The 25,811-nt window shown below is 61.0% G+C and carries 25 protein-coding genes; 16 read left to right on the top strand and 9 right to left on the bottom strand.

Translation table 11 applies throughout. The features are described from left to right. The first annotated feature begins 24 nt into the window (after positions 1-24). From A5634_RS07230 to A5634_RS07215, 4 genes are all read left to right on the top strand, one after another. Positions 25-750, top strand: coding sequence for an HNH endonuclease (locus A5634_RS07230; protein ID WP_065143373.1), 726 nt, complete (start codon positions 25-27; stop codon positions 748-750). 268 nt (positions 751-1,018) lie between these two features. After that, positions 1,019-1,483 carry a hypothetical protein gene (locus tag A5634_RS07225; RefSeq protein ID WP_065143372.1) on the top strand — a complete coding sequence of 155 codons (465 nt, stop codon included), beginning with the start codon at positions 1,019-1,021 and terminating at the stop codon, positions 1,481-1,483. Beyond that, entirely contained in the window at positions 1,480-1,872 is a 393-nt protein-coding gene (locus tag A5634_RS07220; protein WP_065143371.1) for a hypothetical protein, read from the top strand. The genes A5634_RS07225 and A5634_RS07220 overlap by 4 nt, the downstream gene beginning before the upstream one ends. A gap of 42 nt (positions 1,873-1,914) precedes the next feature. Beyond that, positions 1,915-3,690 (top strand): ATP-binding protein, encoded by a 1,776-nt coding sequence (locus A5634_RS07215; protein ID WP_081290251.1) that lies wholly within the window; start codon positions 1,915-1,917, stop codon positions 3,688-3,690. 75 nt (positions 3,691-3,765) lie between these two features. On the opposite strand, the gene A5634_RS07210 is transcribed toward A5634_RS07215, so the two are convergent. The 5 genes from A5634_RS07210 to A5634_RS07195 form a co-directional block, all read right to left on the bottom strand. After that, on the bottom strand, positions 3,766-4,239 hold the full coding sequence (locus A5634_RS07210; protein WP_065143370.1) for a DNA phosphorothioation-associated protein 4: 474 nt from the start codon (positions 4,237-4,239) through the stop codon (positions 3,766-3,768). After that, entirely contained in the window at positions 4,236-6,293 is a 2,058-nt protein-coding gene (locus A5634_RS07205) for an AAA family ATPase (protein WP_065143369.1), read from the bottom strand. The genes A5634_RS07210 and A5634_RS07205 overlap by 4 nt, the downstream gene beginning before the upstream one ends. Then, the gene (locus A5634_RS28060; RefSeq protein ID WP_155769398.1) at positions 6,290-6,451 is read right to left on the bottom strand and encodes a hypothetical protein; all 162 of its coding nucleotides are present in this window, start codon (positions 6,449-6,451) and stop codon (positions 6,290-6,292) included. The genes A5634_RS07205 and A5634_RS28060 overlap by 4 nt, the downstream gene beginning before the upstream one ends. Before the next feature lie 45 nt (positions 6,452-6,496). Beyond that, the gene (locus A5634_RS07200; protein WP_216638720.1) at positions 6,497-8,566 is read right to left on the bottom strand and encodes a DEAD/DEAH box helicase family protein; all 2,070 of its coding nucleotides are present in this window, start codon (positions 8,564-8,566) and stop codon (positions 6,497-6,499) included. 65 nt (positions 8,567-8,631) lie between these two features. Next, positions 8,632-10,839 (bottom strand): sigma factor-like helix-turn-helix DNA-binding protein, encoded by a 2,208-nt coding sequence (locus A5634_RS07195; protein WP_065143367.1) that lies wholly within the window; start codon positions 10,837-10,839, stop codon positions 8,632-8,634. 273 nt (positions 10,840-11,112) lie between these two features. Between A5634_RS07195 and A5634_RS07190 the strand changes: the two genes are divergently transcribed. The 4 genes from A5634_RS07190 (at position 11,113) to A5634_RS07170 (ending at position 14,160) form a co-directional block, all read left to right on the top strand. After that, positions 11,113-11,547 carry a T3SS (YopN, CesT) and YbjN peptide-binding chaperone 1 gene (locus A5634_RS07190; protein WP_065143366.1) on the top strand — a complete coding sequence of 145 codons (435 nt, stop codon included), beginning with the start codon at positions 11,113-11,115 and terminating at the stop codon, positions 11,545-11,547. 211 nt (positions 11,548-11,758) lie between these two features. Next, positions 11,759-13,213 (top strand): hypothetical protein, encoded by a 1,455-nt coding sequence (locus A5634_RS07180; RefSeq protein WP_155769397.1) that lies wholly within the window; start codon positions 11,759-11,761, stop codon positions 13,211-13,213. A gap of 3 nt (positions 13,214-13,216) precedes the next feature. Further along, entirely contained in the window at positions 13,217-13,576 is a 360-nt protein-coding gene (locus A5634_RS07175; RefSeq protein ID WP_065143363.1) for a hypothetical protein, read from the top strand. A gap of 14 nt (positions 13,577-13,590) precedes the next feature. Then, positions 13,591-14,160, top strand: a complete 570-nt coding sequence (locus A5634_RS07170) for a hypothetical protein (protein ID WP_216638719.1) — start codon at positions 13,591-13,593, stop codon at positions 14,158-14,160. 114 nt (positions 14,161-14,274) lie between these two features. Here A5634_RS07170 and A5634_RS07165 read toward each other — a convergent pair whose 3' ends face one another. Further along, on the bottom strand, positions 14,275-14,715 hold the full coding sequence (locus A5634_RS07165) for a helix-turn-helix domain-containing protein (protein WP_155769396.1): 441 nt from the start codon (positions 14,713-14,715) through the stop codon (positions 14,275-14,277). A gap of 78 nt (positions 14,716-14,793) precedes the next feature. Here A5634_RS07165 and A5634_RS07160 point away from each other — a divergent pair, with 78 nt between their 5' ends. From A5634_RS07160 to A5634_RS07150, 3 genes are all read left to right on the top strand, one after another. Further along, the gene (locus tag A5634_RS07160) at positions 14,794-15,000 is read left to right on the top strand and encodes a CopG family transcriptional regulator (RefSeq protein WP_065143360.1); all 207 of its coding nucleotides are present in this window, start codon (positions 14,794-14,796) and stop codon (positions 14,998-15,000) included. Next, the gene (locus A5634_RS07155; protein WP_065143359.1) at positions 14,997-15,380 is read left to right on the top strand and encodes a type II toxin-antitoxin system death-on-curing family toxin; all 384 of its coding nucleotides are present in this window, start codon (positions 14,997-14,999) and stop codon (positions 15,378-15,380) included. The genes A5634_RS07160 and A5634_RS07155 overlap by 4 nt, the downstream gene beginning before the upstream one ends. Before the next feature lie 153 nt (positions 15,381-15,533). Beyond that, positions 15,534-16,019: an Ltp family lipoprotein gene (locus A5634_RS07150; RefSeq protein ID WP_253861504.1), complete on the top strand. Its 486-nt coding sequence runs from the start codon at positions 15,534-15,536 to the stop codon at positions 16,017-16,019. Between the two features lie 78 nt (positions 16,020-16,097). Here A5634_RS07150 and A5634_RS07145 read toward each other — a convergent pair whose 3' ends face one another. Both A5634_RS07145 and A5634_RS07140 read right to left on the bottom strand, forming a co-directional pair. Beyond that, positions 16,098-16,370 carry a hypothetical protein gene (locus A5634_RS07145; RefSeq protein WP_065143358.1) on the bottom strand — a complete coding sequence of 91 codons (273 nt, stop codon included), beginning with the start codon at positions 16,368-16,370 and terminating at the stop codon, positions 16,098-16,100. A gap of 129 nt (positions 16,371-16,499) precedes the next feature. Continuing rightward, complete coding sequence (locus A5634_RS07140; RefSeq protein WP_065143357.1) at positions 16,500-17,309, bottom strand: DUF1906 domain-containing protein; 810 nt, start codon at positions 17,307-17,309, stop codon at positions 16,500-16,502. Between the two features lie 339 nt (positions 17,310-17,648). Here A5634_RS07140 and A5634_RS07135 point away from each other — a divergent pair, with 339 nt between their 5' ends. Genes A5634_RS07135 through A5634_RS07125 form a run of 3 tightly spaced genes read left to right on the top strand, consistent with a single transcriptional unit; the run spans position 17,649 to position 21,402 of the window. Next, positions 17,649-19,484: a flavin-containing monooxygenase gene (locus A5634_RS07135; RefSeq protein WP_065143356.1), complete on the top strand. Its 1,836-nt coding sequence runs from the start codon at positions 17,649-17,651 to the stop codon at positions 19,482-19,484. A gap of 5 nt (positions 19,485-19,489) precedes the next feature. Next, positions 19,490-20,296: an alpha/beta fold hydrolase gene (locus A5634_RS07130; RefSeq protein WP_081290249.1), complete on the top strand. Its 807-nt coding sequence runs from the start codon at positions 19,490-19,492 to the stop codon at positions 20,294-20,296. Beyond that, positions 20,296-21,402, top strand: a complete 1,107-nt coding sequence (locus A5634_RS07125; RefSeq protein WP_065143354.1) for an NDMA-dependent alcohol dehydrogenase — start codon at positions 20,296-20,298, stop codon at positions 21,400-21,402. Before A5634_RS07130 ends, A5634_RS07125 begins: the two co-directional genes overlap by 1 nt. Before the next feature lie 19 nt (positions 21,403-21,421). Here A5634_RS07125 and A5634_RS07120 read toward each other — a convergent pair whose 3' ends face one another. Next, positions 21,422-22,123, bottom strand: a complete 702-nt coding sequence (locus A5634_RS07120) for a TetR/AcrR family transcriptional regulator (protein ID WP_065143353.1) — start codon at positions 22,121-22,123, stop codon at positions 21,422-21,424. Between the two features lie 232 nt (positions 22,124-22,355). Here A5634_RS07120 and A5634_RS07115 point away from each other — a divergent pair, with 232 nt between their 5' ends. Together A5634_RS07115 and A5634_RS29850 are read left to right on the top strand one after the other, a co-directional pair. Next, positions 22,356-23,366 carry a zinc-binding dehydrogenase gene (locus tag A5634_RS07115; RefSeq protein ID WP_065143352.1) on the top strand — a complete coding sequence of 337 codons (1,011 nt, stop codon included), beginning with the start codon at positions 22,356-22,358 and terminating at the stop codon, positions 23,364-23,366. A gap of 224 nt (positions 23,367-23,590) precedes the next feature. Next, positions 23,591-25,630 carry a PE domain-containing protein gene (locus A5634_RS29850; RefSeq protein ID WP_065143351.1) on the top strand — a complete coding sequence of 680 codons (2,040 nt, stop codon included), beginning with the start codon at positions 23,591-23,593 and terminating at the stop codon, positions 25,628-25,630. Positions 25,631-25,811: the final 181 nt, after the last annotated feature.

Here is a 25,811-nt window from a genome sequence, read left to right as displayed (position 1 = left end):
GCTCGGGCAAGCGGGCATGGTGCGATGACTGCTGCTGAGATACTCGATTTCGTCCGCAGGCGGATGCGACAGTCGTCCTACTACCAACCACTTGTGATCCGTGCACTCATAACTGCCGGCGGCAGTCTTTCGCAGGAGGAGCTCGCGAAGGAGCTTCTCCTCGAAGACCGGTTTGCGGTCGAGAAGGCAGTCCGGACGTTAATGCGTTGGCCGAAAAGCACTTTGGAGAAGCATGGAATTATTGCGTACGATCGAAAGAGTCGCACATTCCAGTTACTCGTTGACCTCGAGGACAGTACGGTTCGGGAACAGATCGTTACTGAGTGTGATTTGGCGATCCGCGGCTGGCAGCAAAAGGAATCACCCAGGGCAGCATCACGATTCTTCAGCGTGATCGAAGCGGCTGGCGGACGCTGCCAGGCGTGCGGTGTGCCCGGTTCCGTACGACCGATCGATGTCGATCACATCGTGCCCCGTAGTCACTCGGTCAAAGGGTTCGTGACGCTGAGGGACGGCTGTCGTGTTCCGGTCGACGACCTGCGCAACCTTCAGGCCCTGTGCTCCCGATGCAATCGGGGAAAGCGTGACGCTTCGACATTCGACTTTCGCCCGACCCGTGAGCGGCTCGCCGAGACCATTCGGGACGTGCTAGAACACGGCGCCAATCTCGGCTATGAGCCATCTGAGCTGATGGCCATGGTGACAATAGAGGCCACGGACTCCGACGCGGTTCAGCCAGAGAGCAGCTGACGGCGGTCCGCGCGAAGGTCCAAGAGTTGCCGGTGCGCGTCGCAGCGATCAACTCATTTGGTGGAGCGCTGCAACAATCGGCCTTCTCAGACCCCCTAGGTATGTGAGAGCAGCTACCGCTGAGGCTCACCGCACGACAACGCCAGCAATCTGGCTTGGGTGTCGGAGGTCGGCGGTAGAATGGCTCTCACCCGACAACTAAATACCTACAACTCCGTAGCGACCGCGTCCCACCGAATGGGGGCCGTAGTCAGGACAGGAATACAGCATGTTTAGTTCACAGGCGCAGTCTGCCTACCTCACCCTCCAGTCCATGGCCATGTCGGCCAAGGACAACTACACCCTCAATCGGGCCGAGCGTGCTCTCGATGAGATCCTCCGGAATCCCGGGAACGCCAAACCTGCAGGTCACCAGGTCCGCAGCGCGTGGGCAAACGCCGGAAAGGTGCTCGATAACCGGCGCCGGATCGTGCCCCAGCTGTCCCTCGATACACCCGGTCTCCAGGTCGCCGAGGCTGATGGAGCCTATGACACCGTCGACATTCTCGACTGGCTGGACCACGCGGCGGTGTCCGCGTCGGATCGGAATGTTCTGCGCAGTCTTGCCGGTGGTGCCGATGCCGAAGCGCTCGCCGACGATGCGGGGGTGCCGGTGCAGCGGCTCCGTGAGCGCATCTCACGCGCCCGACGTGTCGGGCACGCCGACTACCAGTCGTCGGTGGTGGCCGCATGACCGCCCTGCATCTCTCCATGCGCCCGTTGCGGCTGGTGCCATGGATGGTTCGAGCCGTGATTCCGGCTGGCCATATTGGAACGTACGCACTCCGTCGCGGCGGTGGCGTTACCTACATCGGGCGCAGTGACGACCTTCGACGACGGTTGATCGTCCACGCGGCGTCAGATCGGGCCGACTTTTTCACCTATGACCTGCACAGGACATCTGTGCAGGCTTACGAAGTGGAGAGCGCGCTGTTTCACATCCTGGCAGGGGAGGTCACCAACCAGATCCACCCTGCGGCGCCCGCGCACTCCGGCGCAATCTGTCCGTTCTGTCGAGTTGTCGCAGTCGCTGCGCTCTCGGAACGAATCAACTTCCGAAATTACCCAAGCCATGCGGCGTAACAGGCGACACCGTGCCTCGCTCCTTAAGAAAGGAAGATCAAAATGACTGACAACCCAGTTTTCATCGCACCCGATAGTTCAGGGAAGACACCACGAGGTGCCGCCAACACGTCAGACGGTACACACGCTGACATCATTCAGATCGACACTGCGCTGGAGTCCATGCGCGACTCAGGATTCGATTTGACGGCGGCAGCTGGTGAGCCCATTGATAACAGCATCGAGGCGGATGCGTCGTTGATCCGGGTGCAGACCGCTTACGGCGAAGGCAAGCGTGCGATTAATGAGATCGCCTTCGCCGATAACGGCATGGGGATTAGCCCCAACATCATGGCGCGCTCGCTTTCGATGGGGTTTAGCTCTCGGTACGGGCAACGCGCCGGGCTCGGTCGGTTCGGCGTCGGCATGAAGCTGGCCGGCCTAAGCCTTGGCCGACGCATCGATGTCTTTACAAAGCGGCGCGACAGCGAGGACATCTGGCACGCCTACATAGACCTGAACGAGATCAGGGACGGGAAGCAGACCCACATTGAGTCACGGGTTGTGACCGCATGGCCTGAGGACCATGCCCAGCTAATGGCGGGATCCGATGGCCAGCCCTTCGAGTCCGGGACGTTGGTCGTGTTCGGCAAGATCGATCGCCTGACGAGCGGAGGCCACTACGGCACCGCACTCGACGAGAAGCTGAGCGAGCTGCGGACCTTCATTGCCCGTACGTACCGCTTCTTTCTCGATAAGGGACTGCACATCGAATTAGACGGGAAGCCGGTCACGCTGCTCGACCCGCTGTTCCGTCTGGACAATCCGCGGATCATCAAGCGGTACAAGCCGGCTGATGTTCGAGGCGTCGTCATTGACGAAGGCGAGATCGAGATCGCAAACAAGCAGAGCATCTACGTCACAGTGACCCTTGCGCCTCCAGAGTTTCGTCACCGTTCTGGTGATGGCGGTAATACCGACCACCTCGGCCGTGACATCAGGGAGTTTCAGATCGCTGAGAGCGCTGGAAAGATTAGCATGGTTCGCAATGGCCGCGAGATCAATTACGACATCGTGCCCCGTCTGTTGCCGGCTGGCATCGACAAAGTTGATCGTTACATCGGTATCGAAGTGAAGTTCCCTGCTGAGCTGGACGAGTTCTTCCAGGTGCGAAACGTCAAGCGCGGCGCTGTCCCGGTAAGGAAGCTCCGAGAGGAACTCAGGGGATGGCTGGAGCGGCCGGTTCGGCAGGCACGGCGCGAAATCCGCGAGCACTGGGGTGAGGTGGAGACGAGGGAGCGTGCGAACACCGACTCGTACGAAAAGGTCACCGACGCCGTGGCGCATGTCGAGAAAACCAGCCCCCGCGGTCAAGCCGGAAGGGATGTCAGCGATGAGGAGACGACCAGAATCATCGATGAGATTCTCGAGGATCTCAAAGTTGCCGGCTCGGAGGATCAAGAATCCATCGATAGTGTCCGAAAGCGTCTCGACGAGAAGCCGATCAACCTGGTCGATGCGCAATGGCCGGGTTCGGACTTATTTAGGATTCGCCATCTCAACGGTCGTGCCATCGTGGAGATCAACCATCGACATCCAGTATGGCGAGATGTATTCGACCCCCTCAAGAAGGTTGCAGATGACGGTGGTGCCGGGAGCACCGAGCAGGAGTTGGTCGCGCTGATCCGTAAAGCGAGCGCGGCGATCGAGGTGCTGGTGCTTGCGTATGCGAAAGCCGAGAACCTCCACGTGGATCCAGATACGCAATTCGAACAACTGCGCACGTACTGGGGCACATTTGCGAAGGCATATCTGGGCGAGGTGATCAAGAAAGACTAGGCAAATCTATTTGGACACATCCCCGTTGGCCGAGTTAATGACTCAGCCAACGGGGATGTTCCGAATGGGGGCGGTTTAGCCCCAAGACACTCCGCCGAGCAGCTCCTGGACTGAAAGTGGCTTTGCTCCACCGCTTTCGGCCAAGATATCGGTCACGAGGTCGATAACGACGAGGTCGACCGGCTGGTGGCGGACGTTAATCTGCTCCTGGATGTATTCGAGACCGCCATTGGCGAACTCCTCGAAGATCTTGATCCGTTCCTCCAGTCGCGAGCCGTCCATGATCTCCGGGTCGTCCGAGACAACGTTCGCGGCGATCATGTTGATGAGCGCCTCGCTGAAGCCCGGATCGGTCAGCACCCCGTATCGAATCGGATCACCGGAGCTGGCGGTGAACGGAACGCGGCGCTGCTGGTGAAATCCGACCGCGGCCGCAAACAAGAGAATGTCGCGGTAGGTCGGAAACTTGGCCTCATTCTGCATCTCCTGGATCAGCACCTCGTGCTGTTGCGGCCGACGAACCCGGACCTCGCCCTGCGCGGCTGTCACTTGATCTCCTTCAGTTCGGAGTGGTCGGAATCGTCGGATCGTATGTAGGGATACGACGAACCTTCAAGCTCGATGTCCTCGGCGATACCGCCTGTCGCGGTGGTGTGGGCCTCGATGACGCCGAGATGGCTTACATAAGGAAGCAACTCCGTGACCACCTTGCCGAGTCCTTGGCTCTTGCTCACGAGAACCACCAACTGTGGCGCCATCTGCGCGAGCGCTCGCGACACCGCTTCCTGGTAGTCCTGATCAAGTGAGCCAAATGCCGCGTCCATGACGATCGGGAAGGTGCCTGCATCGACCGCAGCTTCGCCTTCAGCCCGTCCGCCTTTGCGGATTTCACGCGCCAGCTTGGAAACTGCGGCCACAAAACTGAGACTCAGAATTTGGTTCTCGCCAGTCGATTTCGGAACAGGCAGTTCCACACCATTGACGTTCTGATGCAGCGTCAGCTCGAAACCCTCGTTGAGGGTCGGGACATACGGCTTGAAGGTGATGCCCTTGAACACCTCCTTAACCTCGGCGTCGAGTCGCTGTCGCATGTCTTCCTCGCGGAAGGCAAGAATCTCCTCCAGCGCCTTCTTCACTGCAAGGACCAACTCTGATCGCGAACGGGCCTTTTGGGCCAGCTCGTCAGTTACCTCCGCCCGCGAACGCTCTCGCGATTTCTGATCGATCTCTTTCTCAATGGATTCAAGCTCTGCAAGCAACGATCCCTTACGCTGATTCTTGACTGCGATGCGGCCGTCCAGATCGATTCGTTTTGCTTCCAGCTGCTGTACGTCCTCCAGTCGGCTGTCTTTGAGCTTGAGGTCTAGCTCCGACTTACGCGCCTCAAGGCGCGAAACTCGTTCTCGCTCAGTCTGAATCCGATCAAGCAAGCTGCTCAGCGTATCCCGAAGGCTCACTCGGGCGTCCGCCAGCGGATCAATCTGGCCGCTGAGGCGCTGCCAAGCGGTCTCTACCGCCTGCAGCCCTGCACGTTGGCGCCATTCCTTGACGTGGTCCCATGGAGCGCTATGTTCTGTCAGCGGTGTCCCACAGATGCACGCCCCTTCTTCGAGCAACTGGTCAACGAACTCGCGCTTTAGCGGCGCTGGCAACGCTCCCTTTTGGTACAGGTTGTCGGCCATCGCCTTCGTCTTCTCACCTAGCTCCTCGGTAAACGCCAAGAATCCTTTAGTCCCGATTAGCAACGAGCGCTCGGTGCGTGCCGCGGTGTGGGCCGTACGCGCCTCATTCAGTTCGGTTGAGACCGCGTCGCGTTCGGCTTGGATGGGCGCGGCTTCATTGTGTTGCCGCAGGAGTTCCAAGGTTGCGTCGCGCTCCTCGGTCAGGCTGGCGATGTCGCCCTCGATCAGCTTGAGATCGTCCTTCGCTTTGGTCTGCCGGTCCGTGAGTGAATCGATTGCATCCTGTATCGCACTTGCTGTTTCGCCACCATGTTTCTTGAGTTCGTCGGTGAGCTTGCGATTCACTTTTGGCAGGTGGGTGATGGCCCGCTCGACCTGCTCCAAGTCGAGCAGTACCTTGATGTCCTTCTGCACTTCGGCGTAGGCGCCCTTCTTCACCAGGTTCTCGATCCGCTCACCGTTGAAGAAGAAGAACCGGCTGACGCCGACGGGCAGGATCGTGTGGATCTTCTCCTGCGGGACCTCGACCACTTCGGATGATCCATCCGCTCTGGTCGTCCATAGTTGCAAGGTGGGGGACAGCGGGCCTTGGTCGTCAGACTCCTTACGAAGGTGCGCGCTCCTACGCAGGCGGTAGTCCTGACCTTCGTGGTCGAACCGGATCTCCACGGCGACCTCAACTGAATCGCCGATGGGGAGCGCTCGCCAGACGCTGTCAGTGATCATTCGGTGTTGCTGTTCAACGTCTTCGGACATGTTGCCGTACAGGCCCCATGTGAAGGCGTTGAGGAGTGTCGTCTTGCCGGCGCCGTTGGCACCGAAGACCAGCGTCACCGGCTTGATGGCATCCGATGTGAGGTCGAGGGTCTGTGTTCCCTTGAACTGCCGGAAGTTCGTCAGCGTGATGGATTGCAGCTTCACGGAATTATCTCCTTCACGGCCGCGAGTAAATCCTCGGTTGCGTCGTACGCCGTGATATGAAGTTTCGCGCGCTCAATCTCCAACACCCGCTTCAACAGTGCGAGCTGCTCCGGCGTCAGCTCCTCCAGCACCTGCCGCTCTGTCCGCTTATCCGTCACACCGTTTCCTTCATCGTTGGGTCCTGCCCGTTGGTTATTCGTCTACTACATATCCATGAGTTGATAGCGCTCCTTAAGGGGACGCAAGGCCCGTAAAGTCGTTTCATAGTTTTCCGACAGCTTCCCAAATTCGTTGGCCCTCTCTAATTCTCGTATGAGAAGAGCCCGCTCTACGGTGAAATTGACCGGAGCTCCCGCCGGAGGAACAGCCAAATAATCGAGGATCTCGGCGCGTTCCTTCCCAGGTGCGCGGCGAAGCAGACGGCCGCGCCGTTGGATGAACTGGCGTGGATTACTGCTACTGGCAAGGAGATAACCCACTCGGGCGTCGGGTATATCTACTCCCTCGTCCAGGCAGCGCATCGCGATCAATGTGCGAAGGTCGCTGCCGCTGCCGAATCGTCGTAGCAGAACCTTGCGTTCGCCGCGCGGCGTCTCCGAAACATAGGTATGTCCCGACAGACGAAGTTCGTTGCCCACAAGGTGCATAACCTCGTCGACCTGTCTCGGTCCTGGCGGCTCTCCAGGCTCAGTCGGCCGCCGCCCTTCGGCGCAGTAGATGAGTTGGAACCACTCATCGCGCCGCGCATCCAAATCGGCTCGCAGTGCGGCGATTTTGCCTTCGGCATGTCCGAGGACCCCGGCCCGCTGACGGAGCAAGAAGCCGAGTGGCGAGTTCGGGTCCGAATCCTTCAGGTTGTCGCCGGAGGCGATGCGCTTGGCAATCTGAGCCGAAAGGTCCAAATAGAGATTGGTCTCGGCGGCATTGAGCTCTATCAGACGAGGAACGTAGAGGTAACGCGTCAGCGCACCCATCTCGATTGCCTCGCCGAGACCGAGTTCGAAGCACACTGGTCCGAAGTAATCAGTGAGGGCATCGGTCCCTTCATCGTCGAACCACCGCTCGGGTGTCGCTGAGAGTCCGAGACGGTAGGTTGCGTTCTGCGGCAGGGCCGAACGGTATGTTGCGGAACCGAGGTTATGTGCTTCGTCAGCGATGACTAGCAGTGGTTGTGTAATCCGCGACAGGATCGATTGGAAGCGCTGACCGGAGAAGGAGTCGTTCGTTGCGATCATCGCTACGACGGGGCGTTGACCCATGCGCGCTGCTGCCAGTTGCTCTTCGACGATCGGGAGCCACTTCTCACTCGATTCGTACACGGCGATCGGTCGTACACCGAAGTCTTCGACTTCGGTAATCCATTGGTCAACCAGATGCGTCAGCGGCGCCAGAACTAAGAGGATCAGGGGCTCTTCGCGCTCACGCAGCAGATCGCCAAGCTTAGTGGCGGCTATCAGGGAGGTCTTGGTCTTACCGGTGCCGGTCGCCATCTTGAGGATGCCGCGACCTTGCTGTCCAAGCCATGCCATGACCGCCTTCCGTTGGTAATCACGGACCTCAAGGTTCGACGGGATGCTCAGTCGCGTGGGTTCATTCACTTCTGCCGGGTTTGGCGTTAACGCGTTGTCGGTGGCGGGCAATGGGCGCGATGGCCGGTCGCTGCCAAGTTTGATGAGCCGTTCTCGTGCGATATCCGGGAACCGTTCGACGCTGAGATTCGGTGTCTGGTTAGACCAAAGGGATTGGAAATCGGCTTCCAGTCGGAGGGCGCGGGTGCCATCTCCGGACACCCATCCTCGGTAAACCTCGAGCGATTCGAAATTGGCCATCAGGCCGCCATAGGTCTCGTTGCTACTGCCGGTGAACCCGACCAGGTCACCGAGCCCGTCCCTGAAGACGCCGATTTTCTCGTGGTAGATGCCGACCCGGCCCTCTTGCTCGACGAACGCGAGTTTGATGTCGAGGCGTCCGTCGGCAATGAGTCGCCCCAGCAGACCAAGTCCGTCGAGAACCGTGTCCGGCTGATCCTCGTCGTCCAATTCGCGCAGGGTCGCTCGTTCTAGTACTGCGCGAACGTCGTAGCCACGCTCGATATCAACGATGTCATCTTCGTTGAGATGAGGAGACGCGATGAGCCGCATCGATCCGCCGCGTTCAGCAAAGATCTCGATGCCGCGTGCGTACAGCGCAAGGCTGGTGGAGGTGAAGTAGCCGACCGCCCTGCTGTAGCTCGTTGCAACGGTGAACGCTGGGACGAAGAAGTTGCGGACCACGTCTTCTCGGTCGCTCCGATACCGGTCGTTCAGAGTTAGGGAGCGGAGTCCTCGTGGTGTATCGGTCACAAAAGATCCAGAATCTCGTCTACGTCGGCGTTATGGGTACGTCCCGCGGACGAATGGCCCGTCTCAAGCTGCTCTCGAACCGCTAGGAGCAGGTCGGCAATGTCATCGTCGCCGCGCGCACGGTAGTCCCCGATGATGCTGGACACTGGAGAATTCTCGGGCAGCTCGATTGCAGACGCCAGAGCGACGCGTGCTTCGGCGGGATCGGCGGTCGGGCGCGCTCCGATAAGAGTTAGGGCGTCCGTGAGCGGTTCGTCGACGATGTCACGCGCCTGCTCAAAGCTAAAGCTGTGGTCGTCATGAATGACAAGGAACGCCTCGGTGCCGGCTGCAACGTCCTCGTTCATGAGAAACCGACGAATCGTGCCGAACTGCGGCTGGATGCCGGTCCAGGCGATCGACTGCGGTCCGAGCGGAGAGTCTAGTTGTTTCGTCTGTCCCTCATTGAGGTCGAGAATCGTCGTAATCGCCATCGGCGCAACGGAACCGCTGCCGCGGAGGTGGTCGGTGGTTATGCGAACGCGGTATGCCCATGCGTCGGGACGCCGGAATAGTCGCCGCGTCTGCCGCGGAGATTTGCGGGCGGTCCGCTCGCCGCCCAACTGAACGATTCCATCCTTCGTCGTAAATGGTGCCGCGGCCGAATACGCGATGACGCTACTAGCGCTCACGCTATACCGGCCAGTGATGTACTCGACGACGTCTTCCAGGCGTGCCCGTCCGCCGCCACGGGCCACGAGTTCACGGATCATCGAACGAATTCCCGTGTATGCCTCCAGGCCCCATTCCTTCAGAGCCCAGCGGTCACGGTCAACGCGATCGAAACGGTCGTCGGCGCCAAGTGAGTTTCCCAGCGAACGCGCGCTTCGATCGAAGACGAATCGGTCGACAATCTCCTGGGAACTCAGCGGCGAGCCCTCCAAGAACAGAACGGCCGCTGCATAGTCGCCAACTGATGACGTCCTTGTCAGCACGTACTCCCCGCTTATGACGAAGCCGCAGTGAGTCAGCCACGCCGCGGTGATGGCAGCCTTCCTGTCGGGTTGCCCTGACTCAACCAGTTCCAACTCGTCGAGCCGGATTACGCCATACTGATTCGCTCGCTCTGCAAGTTGAGTACGCGTGAACTCTGTTGCCGCGCTCATCGTAGGTACGACACACCAGCCGTCTTCGATTTCGTAGGCGTCATCGAGTCGGTCGAGCACTCGCCAGGCAGGTTGACCGACGCGTTCGACTGTCTTGCCGAGCGCCGGAATCATCTCTAAGAGATCGTCGAGTGGACGAATGGTTCCGATGAGGTCGCGCGCGCTCTGCGCGGCCATCGCCAGCGGGCCTTCCTCCGAGATCACTGTCATCATCGTGCCGCGAGCTTTGCCCTCGATCTGGCGAATCCGCTCGCGGGTGACGTCATATTTCTGCCCAAGCTGGTCAAGGGTCGGAGGATCGTCTGCGAAAAGACGCGCCCCAAGAACCTCCGTCGCCCGTGGATCGAGCACGCTCAGGGCGTCGTCGAACAGGGCTGCGATGTCGCGTTCGATCTCTTGCTCGGTGAGAATGTCGCTGACGCACAGCGCCTTGACGCGCTGCTGTGCTTTGACGACCTCATCGGGAGTGCCGCGCCCAACGTTTCCGCCGAACAATGGTTGGTCAACAGACCCGATGGTGCTGTACCAAGTGGCAATACTTGTGAGGTCCTCGACCAGTGACCCGACCCAGCCAGGTGGATCCAACCCGATGACCGCCGACTCTTCGGCGTACCGTGGCGAAGGAGCAAAGGCTCTGATTGTCGGTGTCGCTGTGGACGTCGATACGTCCGCCAGAGTTTGCAATATGGCGTCGGCGGTGCCGGCTCCCATCTGATACCAGTCGAGCATCTCGGCGAGAGTCGTCGCCTGCAGGCGACCTGGTTTCGAACGCCCGTACTTCCCGAGCACGTTGCGTGCCCGTACCGGCAGGTCGAGACCAGTTACGTCAACATCAGTCGGCAAACCCGGAAAAATCTCACCGATGGTCCAACGCGTCAACCGCTCCATTGCCAGGGTTGAGATGGTGGAGAGCCGTGAACGCCGGGTACTTGGGTCCGTACTCTCGATCGGTTCATTCCACCAATCGACGGCACCGATGCCTGAGGCTCCTTCGAGCCATGGGAAAGCATCGGCCCAGGTCCGCGGGCTTACTTCGTCGGACGTCAAATCACTGGTCATGGCGGTGCTGAGGCCCCCTTCAGGTGTTGCGCCACCCTGTATAGCAGCGCACGACGACAAAGCGGGAGATGCTTTGGCGAATGCGGAGACACGGGCGCGTCGAGCGCTCCAATCTCGTTGCCGTTTGTCCCACTTGTCGCCATGAGCTGCCAGTAGTGAAGTCCGCTGCAACTTTCGTCAGTCCCACACCCCCTTTACTGGTACCGGGCAAATTAGCTCGGCTTCGGTCGCGCCTCACCGCATGGGAGCCGCATCCAGAGAAGGGATCACACGGTGTCTGATATCGACCTCGCCCGCTCGCACGTTGAACGCTGTCTCCAGGATCTCTGGGATAAGCCTGACGTCTGCCCCGACAGCGATGGTGACTACCCCTACAAGTCCGGCAGCGCCAGCTGCTGGATTGGCATCGATCCCGGCGACCCGCCGCTCGTACGCGCGACGGCATGCGCCGCCGTCGAGGTTAAGAAGTCGGGGAAGCTCCTCACGGAGCTGAACGAACTGAACGCTCGCTGTCGGACGACGCGCGTCTACTGGTATGGCGGATCGGTCATGGTTGAGCAGTCGATGCTTGCACATACCGTTGATCGTCGGTCTCTCGCGCAGGCGGGTCAGTCGGTCGCAGCCGTCGCCAACGACATCGGCCCCATGATCGCCACCGTGTTCGGCGGCCACACGCCAGTGGTAACGCCCGAAGAGCCTCCGGACTGAGAGTCCGGCGGGTTAGTTGAGAAGACAGCATGACATGAGCGAAACAATCGACGCCGAGCGGAGATGCGCAAGATCTCCTGCTGGGTCCGCCGAGCCTCTATACCAACACGCGCCGTGACATGGATGCGGGGCGAAACCCGAAATAAACCGCCACCGCGATGACAGGATAGGGCTACCCGGAACTGCACACGCCTGGCGATGGGGAGCCGTCATGCGAGATGGGGAAGATGACCAGGAGTCTGGTAGTGATCTGCCCGCCGCCGCCGAACCCGATGATGTCATTTCGATTGGCGATGTCATAGCAGCGATCGAACGCAACATTCGCGGCAATGACCCTCGTTATCAAATCACACTCGAATCTGTGACAAACAATGTTGAGGATGCATGGCTTCGATTTCCCGATAAGATCAGAAATCATTACACGCCCCGCGACATTGCGGCCTTGATTCTTGAGCACGACCCGATTCGAACGATATGGCCGTATTGCATCCGAGCTGCTCAGCGTGCATATCCTGCACACGCGGAGGCCTTCGAACAGTTGAGACTGGCCGTGACCTATACCGACACCCCGACTTGCCACCTAGACGCCAGTAGGGATGTTGTCACGGTTGACATAGGCCTTTGGGGAGCGCTTAGTAGAGCGGCAAAACTCGCGGACATAATTGCCCGGGCGCCAGAGCTGACCGACCAGCGATTGATTGATATCGGCCGCCTAGACAAACTCTACTGGCAAGTTCTGCGCTGGCATGGAATGTTTGCTGTGGAGTTTCAGATTCCTCAGACCTTCAAAATCGTTGTGGCTTCGCCGTTAATGAGCGCACCCACGGGCGCGCTCGCCTTCTTCTTATTGCACGAGATAACCCACCTCGTACATAGGCGTGAGGGTCTTTTTGACGAGTTCGCCAGAACAGAGCTGGAACACCATGCAGATCAGGCTGCTGCGCTGATGCTTACAGATATTGGCCTAAGGCACTGTGGCGAAGAAGTTGATACCGGCAACCCCGCAGCCGATGAAGCCTTGGTGAATCTCGGCGCGATGGGAATTGCCGATTTCCGTAATATAGCGGTGGAGCTGGCTGCGTTCATCATGCGTCGCCACGAAGAGTCGTTTTACGTAGAACCGCCTGTCTCGCACCTCCGTTGGTTTGTTAGAAGGGATGAGATGCGCTCTCGACGCCGTGACGACGCGCCCGGCCCACAACCATCGTCGCCGCTAACCATCCTCCACGATGCAGTAACACGTGCTCAACGGCACAACAGGAAGGCTGACTGGGACAGCCTCGAGACGCTTTTCGCTCGCGTTGCCGACGTTGCAACCCACCCGTCTGAGAACGCAATCGAGAAGATGCGCGACCTGGAGACGCTTGATGAGCTTTTTCACATGCCTACGTACGACCTGTTGGTAAAGCTCGCCGAAGAGCGCACTGGGCGGTCGCTGTTTATCGGTACAACCGCAGAGCAACGCCGACAGGAGTTGACAAACGTGCGGCGGCAGCTGCGCGAGGCCTTTCCCGGACATGCCGAATCAACTATCAGCCGGGAAAGTGGAGTGCCATTCACTGACATCGTATCGAGGGAGCCTATGTCGACGTTAGAGCGAGCAGTTGGAGCGCGCTACAAGGCGATTCATCTCGGGCTAACGCCCGCCGAAGTCCAGTGGGACTGAATCATGGAACCGCAGAATGTGCGCGAAGAATGGCCAAATGGTGCTGTGCGCTACGAGTTTCCGGAAACGACGGCCGAGAACGGAACCCTATGGAAGCGGGCAATCGACTCAGCCAGATCGTCGGGGACGCTCCGATTGGAGAAGAACGGCAAGTTCGTCCACGACCTGGTGGGAGATTGCCCGCGATGCGGTCACAAGATGAAACAGGCCCTGCATTTCAAGGGCGTCATCGGCGCTTTTGGGCAGAAGGAGTCGGGAGTCTTCAACATTCGATGCAATTGTGTTGAGCCTCATGAAGGCCGTGACAATGGGCGTCGCGGTTGCGGCTGGGGCGGTCCAAACATCGTGGGCCTCAGCGTGTAGCGGGAGGCATGACTATGTTGCAGGACGATGACGATTACTGGCAGGAAAGGCTCCGCGACCTCTCGCGCAACCAATTGGACACCGTTCGAAAAGCAGGTGCGGCCTGGTCGGCTGTATTTTCTGCAGTGCTTGGCCTCTTCGGTACGGTGGTGTTTGTTGGCGGGCTGGCGGGACTCGACGAGGTCAGCTCAGGTAAGCAGTCGTTTATTCGGTGGGCGATCGCCACGGCGCTGGTCTGTGCCTTGCTCGCCACCGGCTTTTCGGGCTCCATTGGATTTCCAGAAATTCTTAAAAACCAGACAACCGAGCACATCCGGGACCTGACGATACAACGAGCCAGAACAGCATTATGCAGGCTCCGATGGGCTGTCTTCTTTGGCGCGTTAGCGGGTTTGACGATACTTGTCGCAACGGTGACCGTACTGTTCTCGGACAAAGCGCCTACGCCGCTCCATGTCATCACTACTTTCAAAGGATCTTTAATCTGCGGCGTACTGCAGAAGGCCGAGGACAACTCACTCACTGTCGACGGCATGCGCCTCACCGAACCAAGATCGATCACCGTCGTTTCGTCCTGCCCCTAGCTACTTCGACCCGAAAAGGGGTTGGGGGACAGTGCGCTTGGGTTTGGAACCACGGCCAGGTACCTCTCTCATGTTCGCGATATACCGGAACGGCGCGAGCGAGGATGGAGCCGCCTAAGTTGGGCGGCCGTGAGAGTCACGAAGCTTCACCCCAGCTTTTCGGAGTGCCGTTCCAATAGTCGTGGGGCTGACATCAAACTTCTTGCCGATGGCGGCGAGGGACTGACCTCCGCTGTAGAGCTGTGTCGCCTGCTCGATTAGCTGGGGCGTCAGCTTTCGGCTGGAGCGGATCTCGACGCCGCCCCGACGGAGATGGCTGGTGATTGTGTGACGATCGGTGCCGAACCGTTGGGCCAGCTTGTAGGTGGACAGTCCGAGGCGGTAGAGCTCGAGGACTTGGTCTAGTTCATCAGCGGTGAGGCGACGGATCATACGATAGCGCCGTGGCGGTATGTCGCTGACCGGCGGTGATGGTCGGCGTGTCGTATCAACAGGGGTTATCGGCAGCTTGACAAATGGCGTGTTTTGTTTCGAAAACGCTTGACGAAGGACCACCCGCGAAGACTGGAATCTCAGCACGCCCCTCGGTGCGGACCCCCTGGGGGTGGTATCAATCAGGTATCATCCGTCGTCATGGGAATGACTCTGCGACCCAGCGAGCAGCAGGCCGAAGCGCTGCGCAAGCAAGCTGCCACCGAGGGCCGATCGATGCAAGCTGTTGCGCTTTCGGCCATCGATGAGTACATCGCGCGGCGGGCGCACAAAGAAAAGGTCGCCGCCGCCCTGCAGCGGGTCGTGCGTGAGGAGGCCGGGGTTTTGGAGCGCCTTAAGGAGGCATGACTGACTACCTGGATCTCGACGATCTGCTGGATATCGCGCGAGTCGTCTTAGGTAGCGATGTAATCGTCAGGGACTACGGCTTGCTTGAATCGGCTCTGGCGCGCCCGCGCGCCTCAGTGTTCGGCCAGGATGCTTATCCAGATCTACACTTGAAGGCCGCCGCGATGCTGCATTCGCTGGCACGGAATCACGCGCTGGTGGACGGCAACAAGCGACTTGCGTGGACAGCCTGCCGGACGTTTCTGGCCATCAACGCTCAGTGGATTAGCGCAACGGAGGACGAGCGCTTTGACTTTGTGATTGCGGTCGCCACCGCTGCGATACCCGAACTTGACGACATTGCAGCGCAATTGCGCGCTTGGTGCTACCAAGAGGGCTGAACTGTTTCGTGCAATCCGGCAGTGCGACAAACGGTTTGACAAAAAGACATGATCGCATGGCGCCACCGTTTGGATGTGTCAGGCCCGCTGGCATGTCGAGCATTCGCCACGATTCTGAAGGGCAGGCGTTCGGGGTGTAGGGGACGTCCGCCCGTGGCTCTGATCGGCTACTTCCCGGTAACGTTTAGCGGCCACTACCGGCAGGGCAATCGTTCCGTCATGAATAAAAAACACCTCACCACCCTTGCTGCGGCCGCGTTGCTTGCGATCAGCGGCGTCGCTGCGGGCGGGGCACACGCGGCCCCCGTTGAACTCCGACCGCTCAGTCCGGCGGACCAGCAACCGCTCAGCCCGATGAGTCAACAAAACGCTGTGGCAAAAGCGAAGGAGTATCTGAGCATGTCCGCCTTCTCCCGTACCGGACTCATCGACCAACTCGAGTACGAGGGGTTCTCGACCGAGGACGCGACATACGCCGTCAACACCATCGCCGTCGACTGGAACCAGCAGGCTGCGAAGAAGGCGAAGGAGTATCTCAGCATGTCCGCCTTCTCCCGGAGCGGCCTTCTCGACCAGCTCGCGTACGAAGGCTTCACGCCCGCCCAGGCGCAGTACGGAGTGGCCGCTACCGGTCTCTAAAGACGACAGCCCGTGAAGGCAATCCCGCTCACACTTACGGATCTTTCGATGCCTAGGTGGCGGTTGCCATTAAGGCCATCACGTCCACCTTCGCTCGTGCCAGCGCCAGGCGTTGTCGTGCAGAAAACGTTCCAGGGTGTGTGGAGGGCGGTTCAGCAGTCGCTGCACCTCGTCAGTGAGCGGCTGATTTCGTCCGAATCTGGTCAAGGTATAGACCGCTGACATGAATCCGATAGTGTCCCAACCGATTCCGCGTCGGCGCAGCCGCGCGGCGAAGCGCATCAAACTTGGGTTGGTATAGCGTACGTAGAAACCCAGCGCTGCAGACAATTCGGCGGCGACCTCGTCCATCCTTTTCTCGCGAGCCGAACCACACAGCGAGAAATCCGGCCGGAAGTCGCAGCCAAGTTCGACTCGCGAAAAGGGGAAGGCTCGGATCGCGGTGCCCGGAATTCCTCTCGGGCGACGGGATTTTCGGGCTCAAGGGTGCAGGTTCCACTGGCCGCAATCCTGCGCGAGCACGTCGTTGACGTCGACTTCCTGTCCGCCGACTTTGGGGCCCGGATTTGACGCGGTGCTGACCACGCGTTGGTAGAGAACTGCGGCGGGATCGATTCGATCGCCCGACCAGGCTTTGGTCTGCCAGGCCCACCGGCGCCCCGGGGTTCGTGAGCTGCCGATCACTCCGTCGGCGGCGGCCCATTGGCACACATCTATACCGCCGTAGACGCCGGTGCGCTGCACCCCCAGCACCGAGTTGATGCCGCGAAACCACGGCAGTGCCACGGTCTTCCAGGTGTCGTGGTTGATGTCTTCGTCGATGGTGAAGAAGATTGGGGCACTTTGTCCGCCGCCTGCGGCGGTATGCAACTTCCAGGCGGTGCGAGCATCGGCGACCCCGCCGGGAAAGCCGCGCTTGAAGTCTGATGGAGCGGTCCCGCCTGGTTTGCCGTACTGGTAGTTGCTGACGATCACCAGCCCAGCGGCAGTGAGCTGCTCGGCGTAGGGCCTGGTGATCGGTTTGGCACCGAAAGAGGAGCCGGGTCGCGAGAGCGAGACGTAGTTGATGACGCCGTGGTAGCCGGCGGCGCGAATGTGCTCCGCGGGAATTTGATGCATGGCGAAGTCGATCAGTTTGGGCGTGGCGGCAGCGCCCGCTGGTGCGGCGGCGTTGGCCGACGCCGCATACAACGCTGGCAGCGCAGATATCGCGACAGCGTGGCGCAATACGTCACGCCGCGTAATAGGTCGCGATCGCCGGAGGCGTGGACCCCACGACAAATCCTGCATCGCGCGATGTTAACTATGTGATTTCAGTTAAAAGAAGTGGTGTGTCGTAGCTGATACCAAATCGGTCTGTGTGGTTAACCGGCCCGATTCGAAGACGGTTCCGACCGACTCGCGACGTCAGCTTCGTTACGGCCAACGGTGCCCCACCTATTCCCGATCCGCAAGTCTGTCGGCCCATGAGGCGTTCAGCGACCACACCGATCGCATGCTCGTGCCGCCAGCGTCAAGCGCTGCAGCACCTAACCCGGTTTGCTTGTGATCCGCCCTACAATATGACAAACTGTCACTAAAAATTGACGACATGTCAAAAATGCTCCGGCCAGCCCTGGAAGGACCGCCATGACCATCACTCTGCCGATCTGCGGTACCGAGATCGATGTCGACTTCGACCCGGCGCCGATCCGGCAGCGTTACGCCGAAGAGCGGGCGAGACGGCTGCGCGAGGACAATTTTGGACAGTTCCAAGGGTTCGCCGACGTGCGCGCTATCGATGACACCGACCAATTCAGCGCGCCGATCGAACGCGGTGCCATCGCGGCCGAGCACGATGTCGTCATCCTCGGCGGCGGGTTCGGCGGACTGCTGGCCGGTGCGTATCTGACTCAGCAGGGCGTGACCGACTTCCGGATCGTCGAGCAGGCCGGCGACTTCGGCGGGACCTGGTACTGGAACCGGTATCCGGGGGTGCAGTGTGACGTCGAGTCCTACATCTATCTGCCGCTGCTGGAAGAGACGGGTTACCTGCCCACCCAGCGCTACGCCGACGGCGACGAGATACTCGGCCATGCGCAGCGCATCGGCCGGCACTTCGATCTCTACCGTGCGGCGTTGTTTCAGACCTCGGCCACGTCCGTGCGGTGGTCGGATACCTTGCAGCGCTGGGAGATTCGCACCGACCGCGATGACGTCCTGACCGCCAGGTTCGTGGTCCGCGCCAACGGGCCGCTCAACAAACCGCAGTTCCCGCGGGTACCGGGCATCGCGGACTTCAAGGGCGCGATGTTCCACACCAGCCGCTGGGACTACGGCTACACCGGCGGTGACCAACACGGCGGGATGACGAATCTCCGCGACAAGCGGGTGGCCATCATCGGTACCGGCGCCACGGGGATTCAGGCCGTCCCGTTCCTGGCCGAGGACGCCGCCGAGTTGTTCGTCATCCAGCGCACGCCGAGCCTTGTCGGTCCGCGTGACAACAGGCCGACCGACCCGGCCTGGGCAGCCAGTCTGACGCCGGGGTGGCAGCAGCGTCGCCACCACAACTTCAACTCGCTGGTCAACGGTCATCCGCAGGACGAGAACCTCGTCGGCGACATCTGGACCACGATCTTGACCGCCGTCACCGGCCGCCACCTGGTCGAGGCGCCGCTGGAATCCTTTGCGTTGGACGATCAGGTCGTGCTCGCCGAAGTCGCCGATATGCAACTCATGCGAACGGTGCACGATCGCATCGAGGGCATCGTGGCGAACCCGGCGACCGCCGAAAAGCTCAAACCGTGGTTCGGCGCAATCTGTAAACGCCCGACTTTCAACGACGAATATCTGCAGTCCTTCAACCGCCCCTCGGTACACCTGATCGCCTCCGCGAACGGCGTCGAGAAGTTCACCGAGACCGGATTGGTGGTCGACGGCGAGCATTACGAGGTCGACTGCATCGTTTTCGCAACCGGCTTCGAAACCGGCTCCTCCACCGCCGACCGGTACGGCTACGACATCGTCGGCCGCAACGGCTTGTCCATGCGGGAGGAGTTCGCCGCCGGCGCCAAGACACTGCACGGATTCTTCTCGGCCGGGTTCCCGAACTTCGTCGAACTCGGCCTGAGTCAGAACGCCTACGTCGTCAACTTCACCTACATGCTCGACCGCAAGGCGCGGCACGCCGCTCGGGTCATCGGCCATGCACTCAGCCGCGACATCGCCAGGATCGAACCCGAGGACGGCGCCCAAGCGGAGTGGGTCCAGCGCACCCGTGAATCTGGTCTGGCGCGGCTGTTCTATCTGGCGACCTGCACCCCGGGCTACTACAGCGGCCAGGGCGATCTGCAGCACGGCTTCTTCGGTGACGTCTACCAGCGCAGCGAAATCGAGTACTGGGAGATGATCGAAAAGTGGTGGGAGGCTGGCGCCTTCGAAGGCCTGCAGCTGAGCTCAGCCGAACTAGAGCTGCAGGGGTGAGTGAGATGACCACCCGATCCCCGATGGTGTGCATCCACGGCTTCAGTGGCAGTCGGCGGCACTGGCAGCCGGTTCTGCCGATGCTGACGGAACACCACGACGTCCACGTGGTGTCGCTGGCCGGGCACGCCGACGGACCGTCGCTGGCTGACAACGAAACAGCCACTGTCGCAACGTTGGCCGATCATCTGGAACGTGATCTCGACGATCGCGGTATCGAAAAGGCGCACCTGGTCGGCAATTCACTGGGCGGTTGGCTGGCGCTTGAGATGGCAACGCGCGGGCGCGCATTGTCCGTGGTGGCGCTGTCACCGGCGCTCGGGTGGAACCCGGGCAGACACGTTCGAATGGTCAAACTGAAACTGGTGATGGCGCGCCGGCTGTTCACCGTGTTGGGTCCGGTTGCGCCGCAAGTCCTTCGGTCGGCGCTGGTGCGGCGGGTGGCCCTGGGCGCGGCGGTAGCGAACACCGATACGATGGCACCCGCCGAAGCCGGCGCCTTCGTATCTGACAACCTGCGCTGTGAGGTCTACTTCGATCTCGTCGATGATGTCGTGGGAACCCAGCACCAGTTGGGCGCCGTCGAATGCCCGGTGCACATCGTTTGGTCGGAACGCGACGCCCTGATCCCGTATGACCCTTACGGCCTACGGTTTTCGGACTTGGTCCCGAATGCTGAGTTCACCACACTGCCCGACGTCGGACACGTACCCATGTACGACGACCCACACCTGGTGGCGAAAACGGTGCTGGAAGTGACCAACGCCGTGGACGCCGTAGCGGCAGGCCGTCCACGACGAGAGGAACGCTGATGAAGACTAAAGCAGCTGTGCTGTGGGGACTTAACCAGAAGTGGGAAGTCGAGGAGGTAGACCTCGATGGGCCAAGGGAACGTGAGGTCCTGGTAAAACTGACGGCCAGCGGCCTATGTCATTCCGACGATCACCTCGTGACCGGTGACATGCCAATGCAACTGCCGGCGGTGGGTGGACACGAAGGCGCCGGCGTGGTGGTTGAGGTCGGTCCGGGAGTTGCCGAGGTCGAGGTCGGTGATCACGTTGTGCTGAGCTTCATTCCGGCATGCGGACGGTGTCGGGAGTGTGCGCGAGGGATGAGCAACTTGTGCGAGTTGGGTGCGGCGATCGTGCTCGGCCCGCAACTCGACGGCACACACAGATTCCATGCCCGCGGCCAGGGCCTTGGCCAGATGTGCGTGCTGGGCACGTTCTCTGAGTACACCGTCGTGCCGATCGCCTCAGTAGTCAAGGTGGACAGGGACATTGCCCTCGACAAGGCGGCTCTGGTGGGTTGCGGCGTCACCACTGGCTATGGTGCTGCGGTGCGTACCGGTGAGGTGTGCGACGGCGACACGGTCGTGGTCATGGGTGCCGGCGGCCTCGGCATGAATGCCATCCAGGGCGCCCGCATCGCCGGGGCACGGCACATCGTGGCGCTCGACCCGGTGGCCTATAAACGCGCGCGTTCAACGGAATTCGGCGCCACACACACTGCCGCCGATGTCGGGGAAGCCCACCGCATGGTCACCGAACTGACTCGCGGCCGGATGGCGCAGGTGTGCGTGGTGACCACCGACAGCGCTGAAGGGGCTTACGTCGGCCAGGGGCTGAGTTTGGTCGGTAAGCGGGGGAGGGTGATCATGACCGCGATCCCACACCCGACCGACACGACTGTAGACATGTCGTTGTTCGACCTGACGCTGTACGAGAAGCAGGTCCGGGGTTGCCTTTTCGGCTCGTCCAACCCGCGCGAAGACATTTTCCGGATGCTCGATCTCTATCAGTCCGGGCGACTCAAGCTCGATGAACTCGTCACGCGTGAGTATGCGCTGGAAGACATCAACCAAGGCTACGAAGACTTGAAGAACGGTGAAAATCTGCGCGGTCTCATCAGATTCTGATGACGACCCGGGTAAAGCCTCAGCGGCGGCGCGACGAGGACCTGGCTGGTTTGTCCGCCGCCGCAGTCGGGTCACCCGTGATCGAAGCGAGCCAGATCGACAGCACCATCTCACGTGTCTTACGCGTCTGGGTCCGCTTATGTCGCCGCAGTCGATCGAGATAGAAGACGTGCATGGTCATTTCCAATAACGTCGAGATGAGCGCCGGCACGTCGGATGACGCGGGATGTGCCAAGCCTCGCTTCTGATCCGTCAGCACTTGCTCGGTGATGAGCGCGCTCAGCCGCAGGATCCATTCCTGCCAGAGCGCCGCCAGTTGCTCGTCGAGTGGGATCGCTTCCACTGAAGCCATCAGGACGCCTTCATGCTCATGCCACAAGTCGAGGGCGATGTCCGCGCATCTTGCGGTGAAGTCGGCCACGGACTCGTCACCGGAGCGGGTGAATACCTGCGCCCGGTCCATGAGCTCCGACCAGATTTCGGAGGTGATGACGGCCAGCGCCGCGTACTTCGACTCGAAGTAGAAGTAGAAGCCCGAGCGTTGAACTCCGGCCGCGTCGGCAATCTCGCCGACGGTGAGTTCGCCAACAGGTCGAGTCACCAGCAACTTGGGCAGGCAGTCGAGGATGGCACGTCGTTGGCGCTCGCCCTTGCTCGGCAGTCGTCGGTCGCCAAGCACGACGGCGTCGTCACCACCCGCTTTGGACGCTGATTTCGGCATAAGACTTTTACCTTAACGTTCGAGTGCCGCGGGTCCCGGTTTCAGGCTCCGAGCCGAGTCACCAAGCGAGTGAAGCCGGCCGGGTGTCTTCATACTATACGACCTGTCATTAATTATTGACATAGTGTCATTTTATTGCTATGATCATGGGGGAGGGCTGCGGTCCCAGCCGGCGCAGTTCGCAGCTGAGAGGCTGGGTGGAATCTCTTCCGATCAAGTGCGAGGACTACGCATGGGCACGATGAAGGCAGGACGAATCGACTTCGGCACCAAAGAATTTCGGGTGAAGGAGGTTCCGATACCCAGTGCCGGTCCGGGCCACGTTCGAGTCAACGTGCGGGCGGCCGGAGTCTGTCTATCGGATGTCCACCTGATCGATGGACTGGTCGCTCCGCTGCGCAACGCCGACGCCGAACGCACTCTGGGTCATGAGGTTGCGGGGACGATCGACGTCCTGGGCTCCGGAGTTGTCGGATGGACCGAGGGCGACCGGGTCGCGTTGCAGGCGCTCATCGCAAAGCCATGGGGCGTCGACACGATGGGTGTCGACTATGACGGTGGGTGGGCGGAATACGTCGTCGTGCCGCAGGAAGTCCTCGTGGCGATTCCGGAGTCGCTGCCATTTGAGCAAGCGTGCATTGTCCCCGACGCTGTGTCGACTCCGTGGGCTGCCATCTGCCACACCGCGGATGTCCAAGCCGGTGAGGCCGTGGGGGTGTGGGGTATAGGTGGCCTCGGCGTACACGCCGTTCAACTGTTGAAGATGATCGGGGCCGCACCGATCATCGCGGTCGACCCCTTGCCTGGACCGCGGCAGAATGCGGTCCTGCGCGGTGCCGACGCGGCCCTCGACCCGACCGACCCGGGCTTTGCCGAGGCGCTGCGTGAGATCAACGGTGGACGTGGACTTGACGCCGCGTTCAACTTCGCGGGGTTTCCGGGCATCGACGAACAGATCCTCCCACTTCTCAATCCCGCTGGGCGCCTGACGATTATCGGCCTCAGCGGGCGACCACTGACCGTCCAGAACAGTGTTGCCCTGGTGGCGCATCAGCAACGAATACTCGGGCACTACGGATATCAGCCACCACACGTCGAGCAGATCGTCCGGTTGCTGCAGTGGGGCCGTCTTGATCTGAGCCAATCCGTCTCTGCCGTCCTGCCGCTGGAACAAGCCCAGGAGGCGGTACGCCAACTCGAGGCCAAGGACGGAGATCCCATCCGGCTCTTCCTGTCACCCTGACACGCGCTCCCGCGAGGTTGTGTCGCCGGGCACCGAAGATGAAGTTATGACAGCCCTTTGAACTTTCTCTGCGGGGCTCGTGTGCACGGTGGGGCTCGGGTGACGCTCGCACGCACCGCTCGTTCGCGGGGCCGCGAGACCCACCTTGTTGATTTGCTCGAAAACGGCGCCGAATCGTGCAAACATTCCCAGGATCAAGAACTTTCCGGGTGAGGGAGACAACGATGTCGTACGTAATCGCAACGCCGGACCTGTTGATCAAAGCAGCGGCAGACGCGGCCGGCATCCGCTCCTCGATCAGGTCCGCGAACCTTGCGGCGCTGGCCCGGACCAGCACTCTGGTCGCCGCTGCCAGTGACGAAGTATCGGTGGCGATTGCCACGCTGTTCTCCGGCCACGCCGAGGCATACGAGGCGGCCAGCATCCGGGTAGCGGCGTCCTATGAGCAATTCCTTCACGCGCTGGGTAACGCCAGCGCGGCGTATGCGACCGCCGAAGCGATCAACGCCGGACCGCTGCAACCCGTCGTTGACGGTGTTCTGGGTGCGATCAACGCGCCCACAAACTTCCTGCTGGGACGGCCGTTGATCGGCGACGGGTTCGACGGAGTGAACGGCACCGGGCAAGCCGGTGGCGACGGCGGGATCCTGTGGGGCAACGGCGGCAGGGGCGGGTCGGGTACGCCGGGCCAGGCCGGAGGCCGCGGCGGCAACGCCGGGTTCTTCGGCAACGGTGGGATCGGTGGCACCGGTGGTCTGCGCGGCGGGGCCGGCGGTGTCGGCGGCACGGGCGGCTTGTTCTACGGCAACGGCGGGGCCGGCGGCACCGGAGGTCTCGGCGGCATCATATTTGACGGCACCCCGTCTGGCGGCGGAGTCATCCCCGGCGGGCCCGGCGGACTCGGCGGCAGCGGATCGTTGTTCTTCGGCACCCCGGGCGCGACCGGCCAAGCTGGGCAAACCTCACCGGTGATGTTCGCGACTGCTGAAGAGGCCGCCGCGTTCGCCATGGCCACACCGGACGCGAATTTCCTGTTGATCGGCACGGACGGCACGAACCTCAGCAGAATCCTGGCCGACCCCGCTGGCACCCCGAACTTCCACGCCTTCATGCTGGAAAGCACCACCTCCGCGTCGACGATCATCGGGCACACCAGCATTTCCAACCCGTCGTGGACGACCATTCAGACCGGTGTGTGGAGCGAGACCGCCGGCGTGACCAACAACGTCTTCACCGGGTGGACATACGACAACTGGCCGACGGTGTTCAATCAACTCGAAGGCACCTATGGAAATGACATCAACACCACGGTCATCGGCAACTGGCCCGTCATAACCGACATCGCCGGGGCCGGCTCCCACCCCGCGGACAACATCATCTTCGTCGGGCACAACGCGGCAACTGACCCGTACTGGGTAACGTCGCAGAACCAGGTCGGCTCAGCTACTCAAACCGCGATCACGAACGCCCCGTCGAACAAGGGCAATCTGATCTTTTCCTACTTCGTAGGCGTCGACGAAATGGGGCATCAATACGGCGGCGCCTCGCCGGAGTACGCCGCGGCCCTTCGGAATATGGACGCCAATCTCGGTCACTACGGCACTGGCACTCCGGGGACAGGTACTGGCGTGCTAGGAGCAGTCAGCGACTGGGAATTGGCCCACGGCGAGGAATGGAACGTGCTGATGGTTACCGACCACGGGCACATAGATCCCAACCAGTTCGGCCGCGGTCACGGCTTCCAATCTCCCTTGGAGACAGCGACATTCCTGATGTGGGACCAGGCGGGCAACGACATTCACGACGGGTGGATCAACAACTCCTGGCAAATCGTCAGTACCACGCCAACCATCATGGACACGTTCAACATCGCGCCGCCGTCATATATGGAGGGCGCACCCCTGACGGACGCCAGCTTCAACGGGACCTACGTAAATCCTGCGATTGTCCCGCCCCCCATGCCCCCAGCTCTAGACACCAACCTGTACAACGTGCTCAGCGCCGATTTCGCTGCCCAGGGATATCCCGATGTGCCGACCAACTTGATTCTGGACTCGCGCACCGTCGCAGCGACGATTCCCTACCTGGTCTTCGACCCGATACAGGGCATCGTCAATTCGGTGCCCGACCTTCTGAAGCTACCGGTGTCATGGCTCGGCGCCGGCGTCTACCAGACGCTGAATATCCCCGCTCAGATGTTTGTCCGGTTGACCGGCGTGACCGGCAACCAGATCATCCCGCCGGTCCTCAACCCGTTCATCTAGGAGTCGGCAGGGCGGCACCTAACCTTGGCGGGTTCGGTGCCGCCCCACCCCGTGAGCTGGGCAGATGGCGCGTGATGGGTCGCAGCGACCCTTTGCGAGGGGCGACCTGGCGACGCCGTGAGCGGTCAGAATTCAGATCCGGCTTTGGGCACGCCGGTGTAGCCGTCGCGGTAATGTCGAG

Source organism: Mycobacterium asiaticum (genome assembly GCF_001673365.1).
GTDB classification, from domain to species: domain Bacteria; phylum Actinomycetota; class Actinomycetes; order Mycobacteriales; family Mycobacteriaceae; genus Mycobacterium; species Mycobacterium asiaticum_A.
This window is presented reverse-complemented; position numbering and strand designations above follow the sequence as displayed.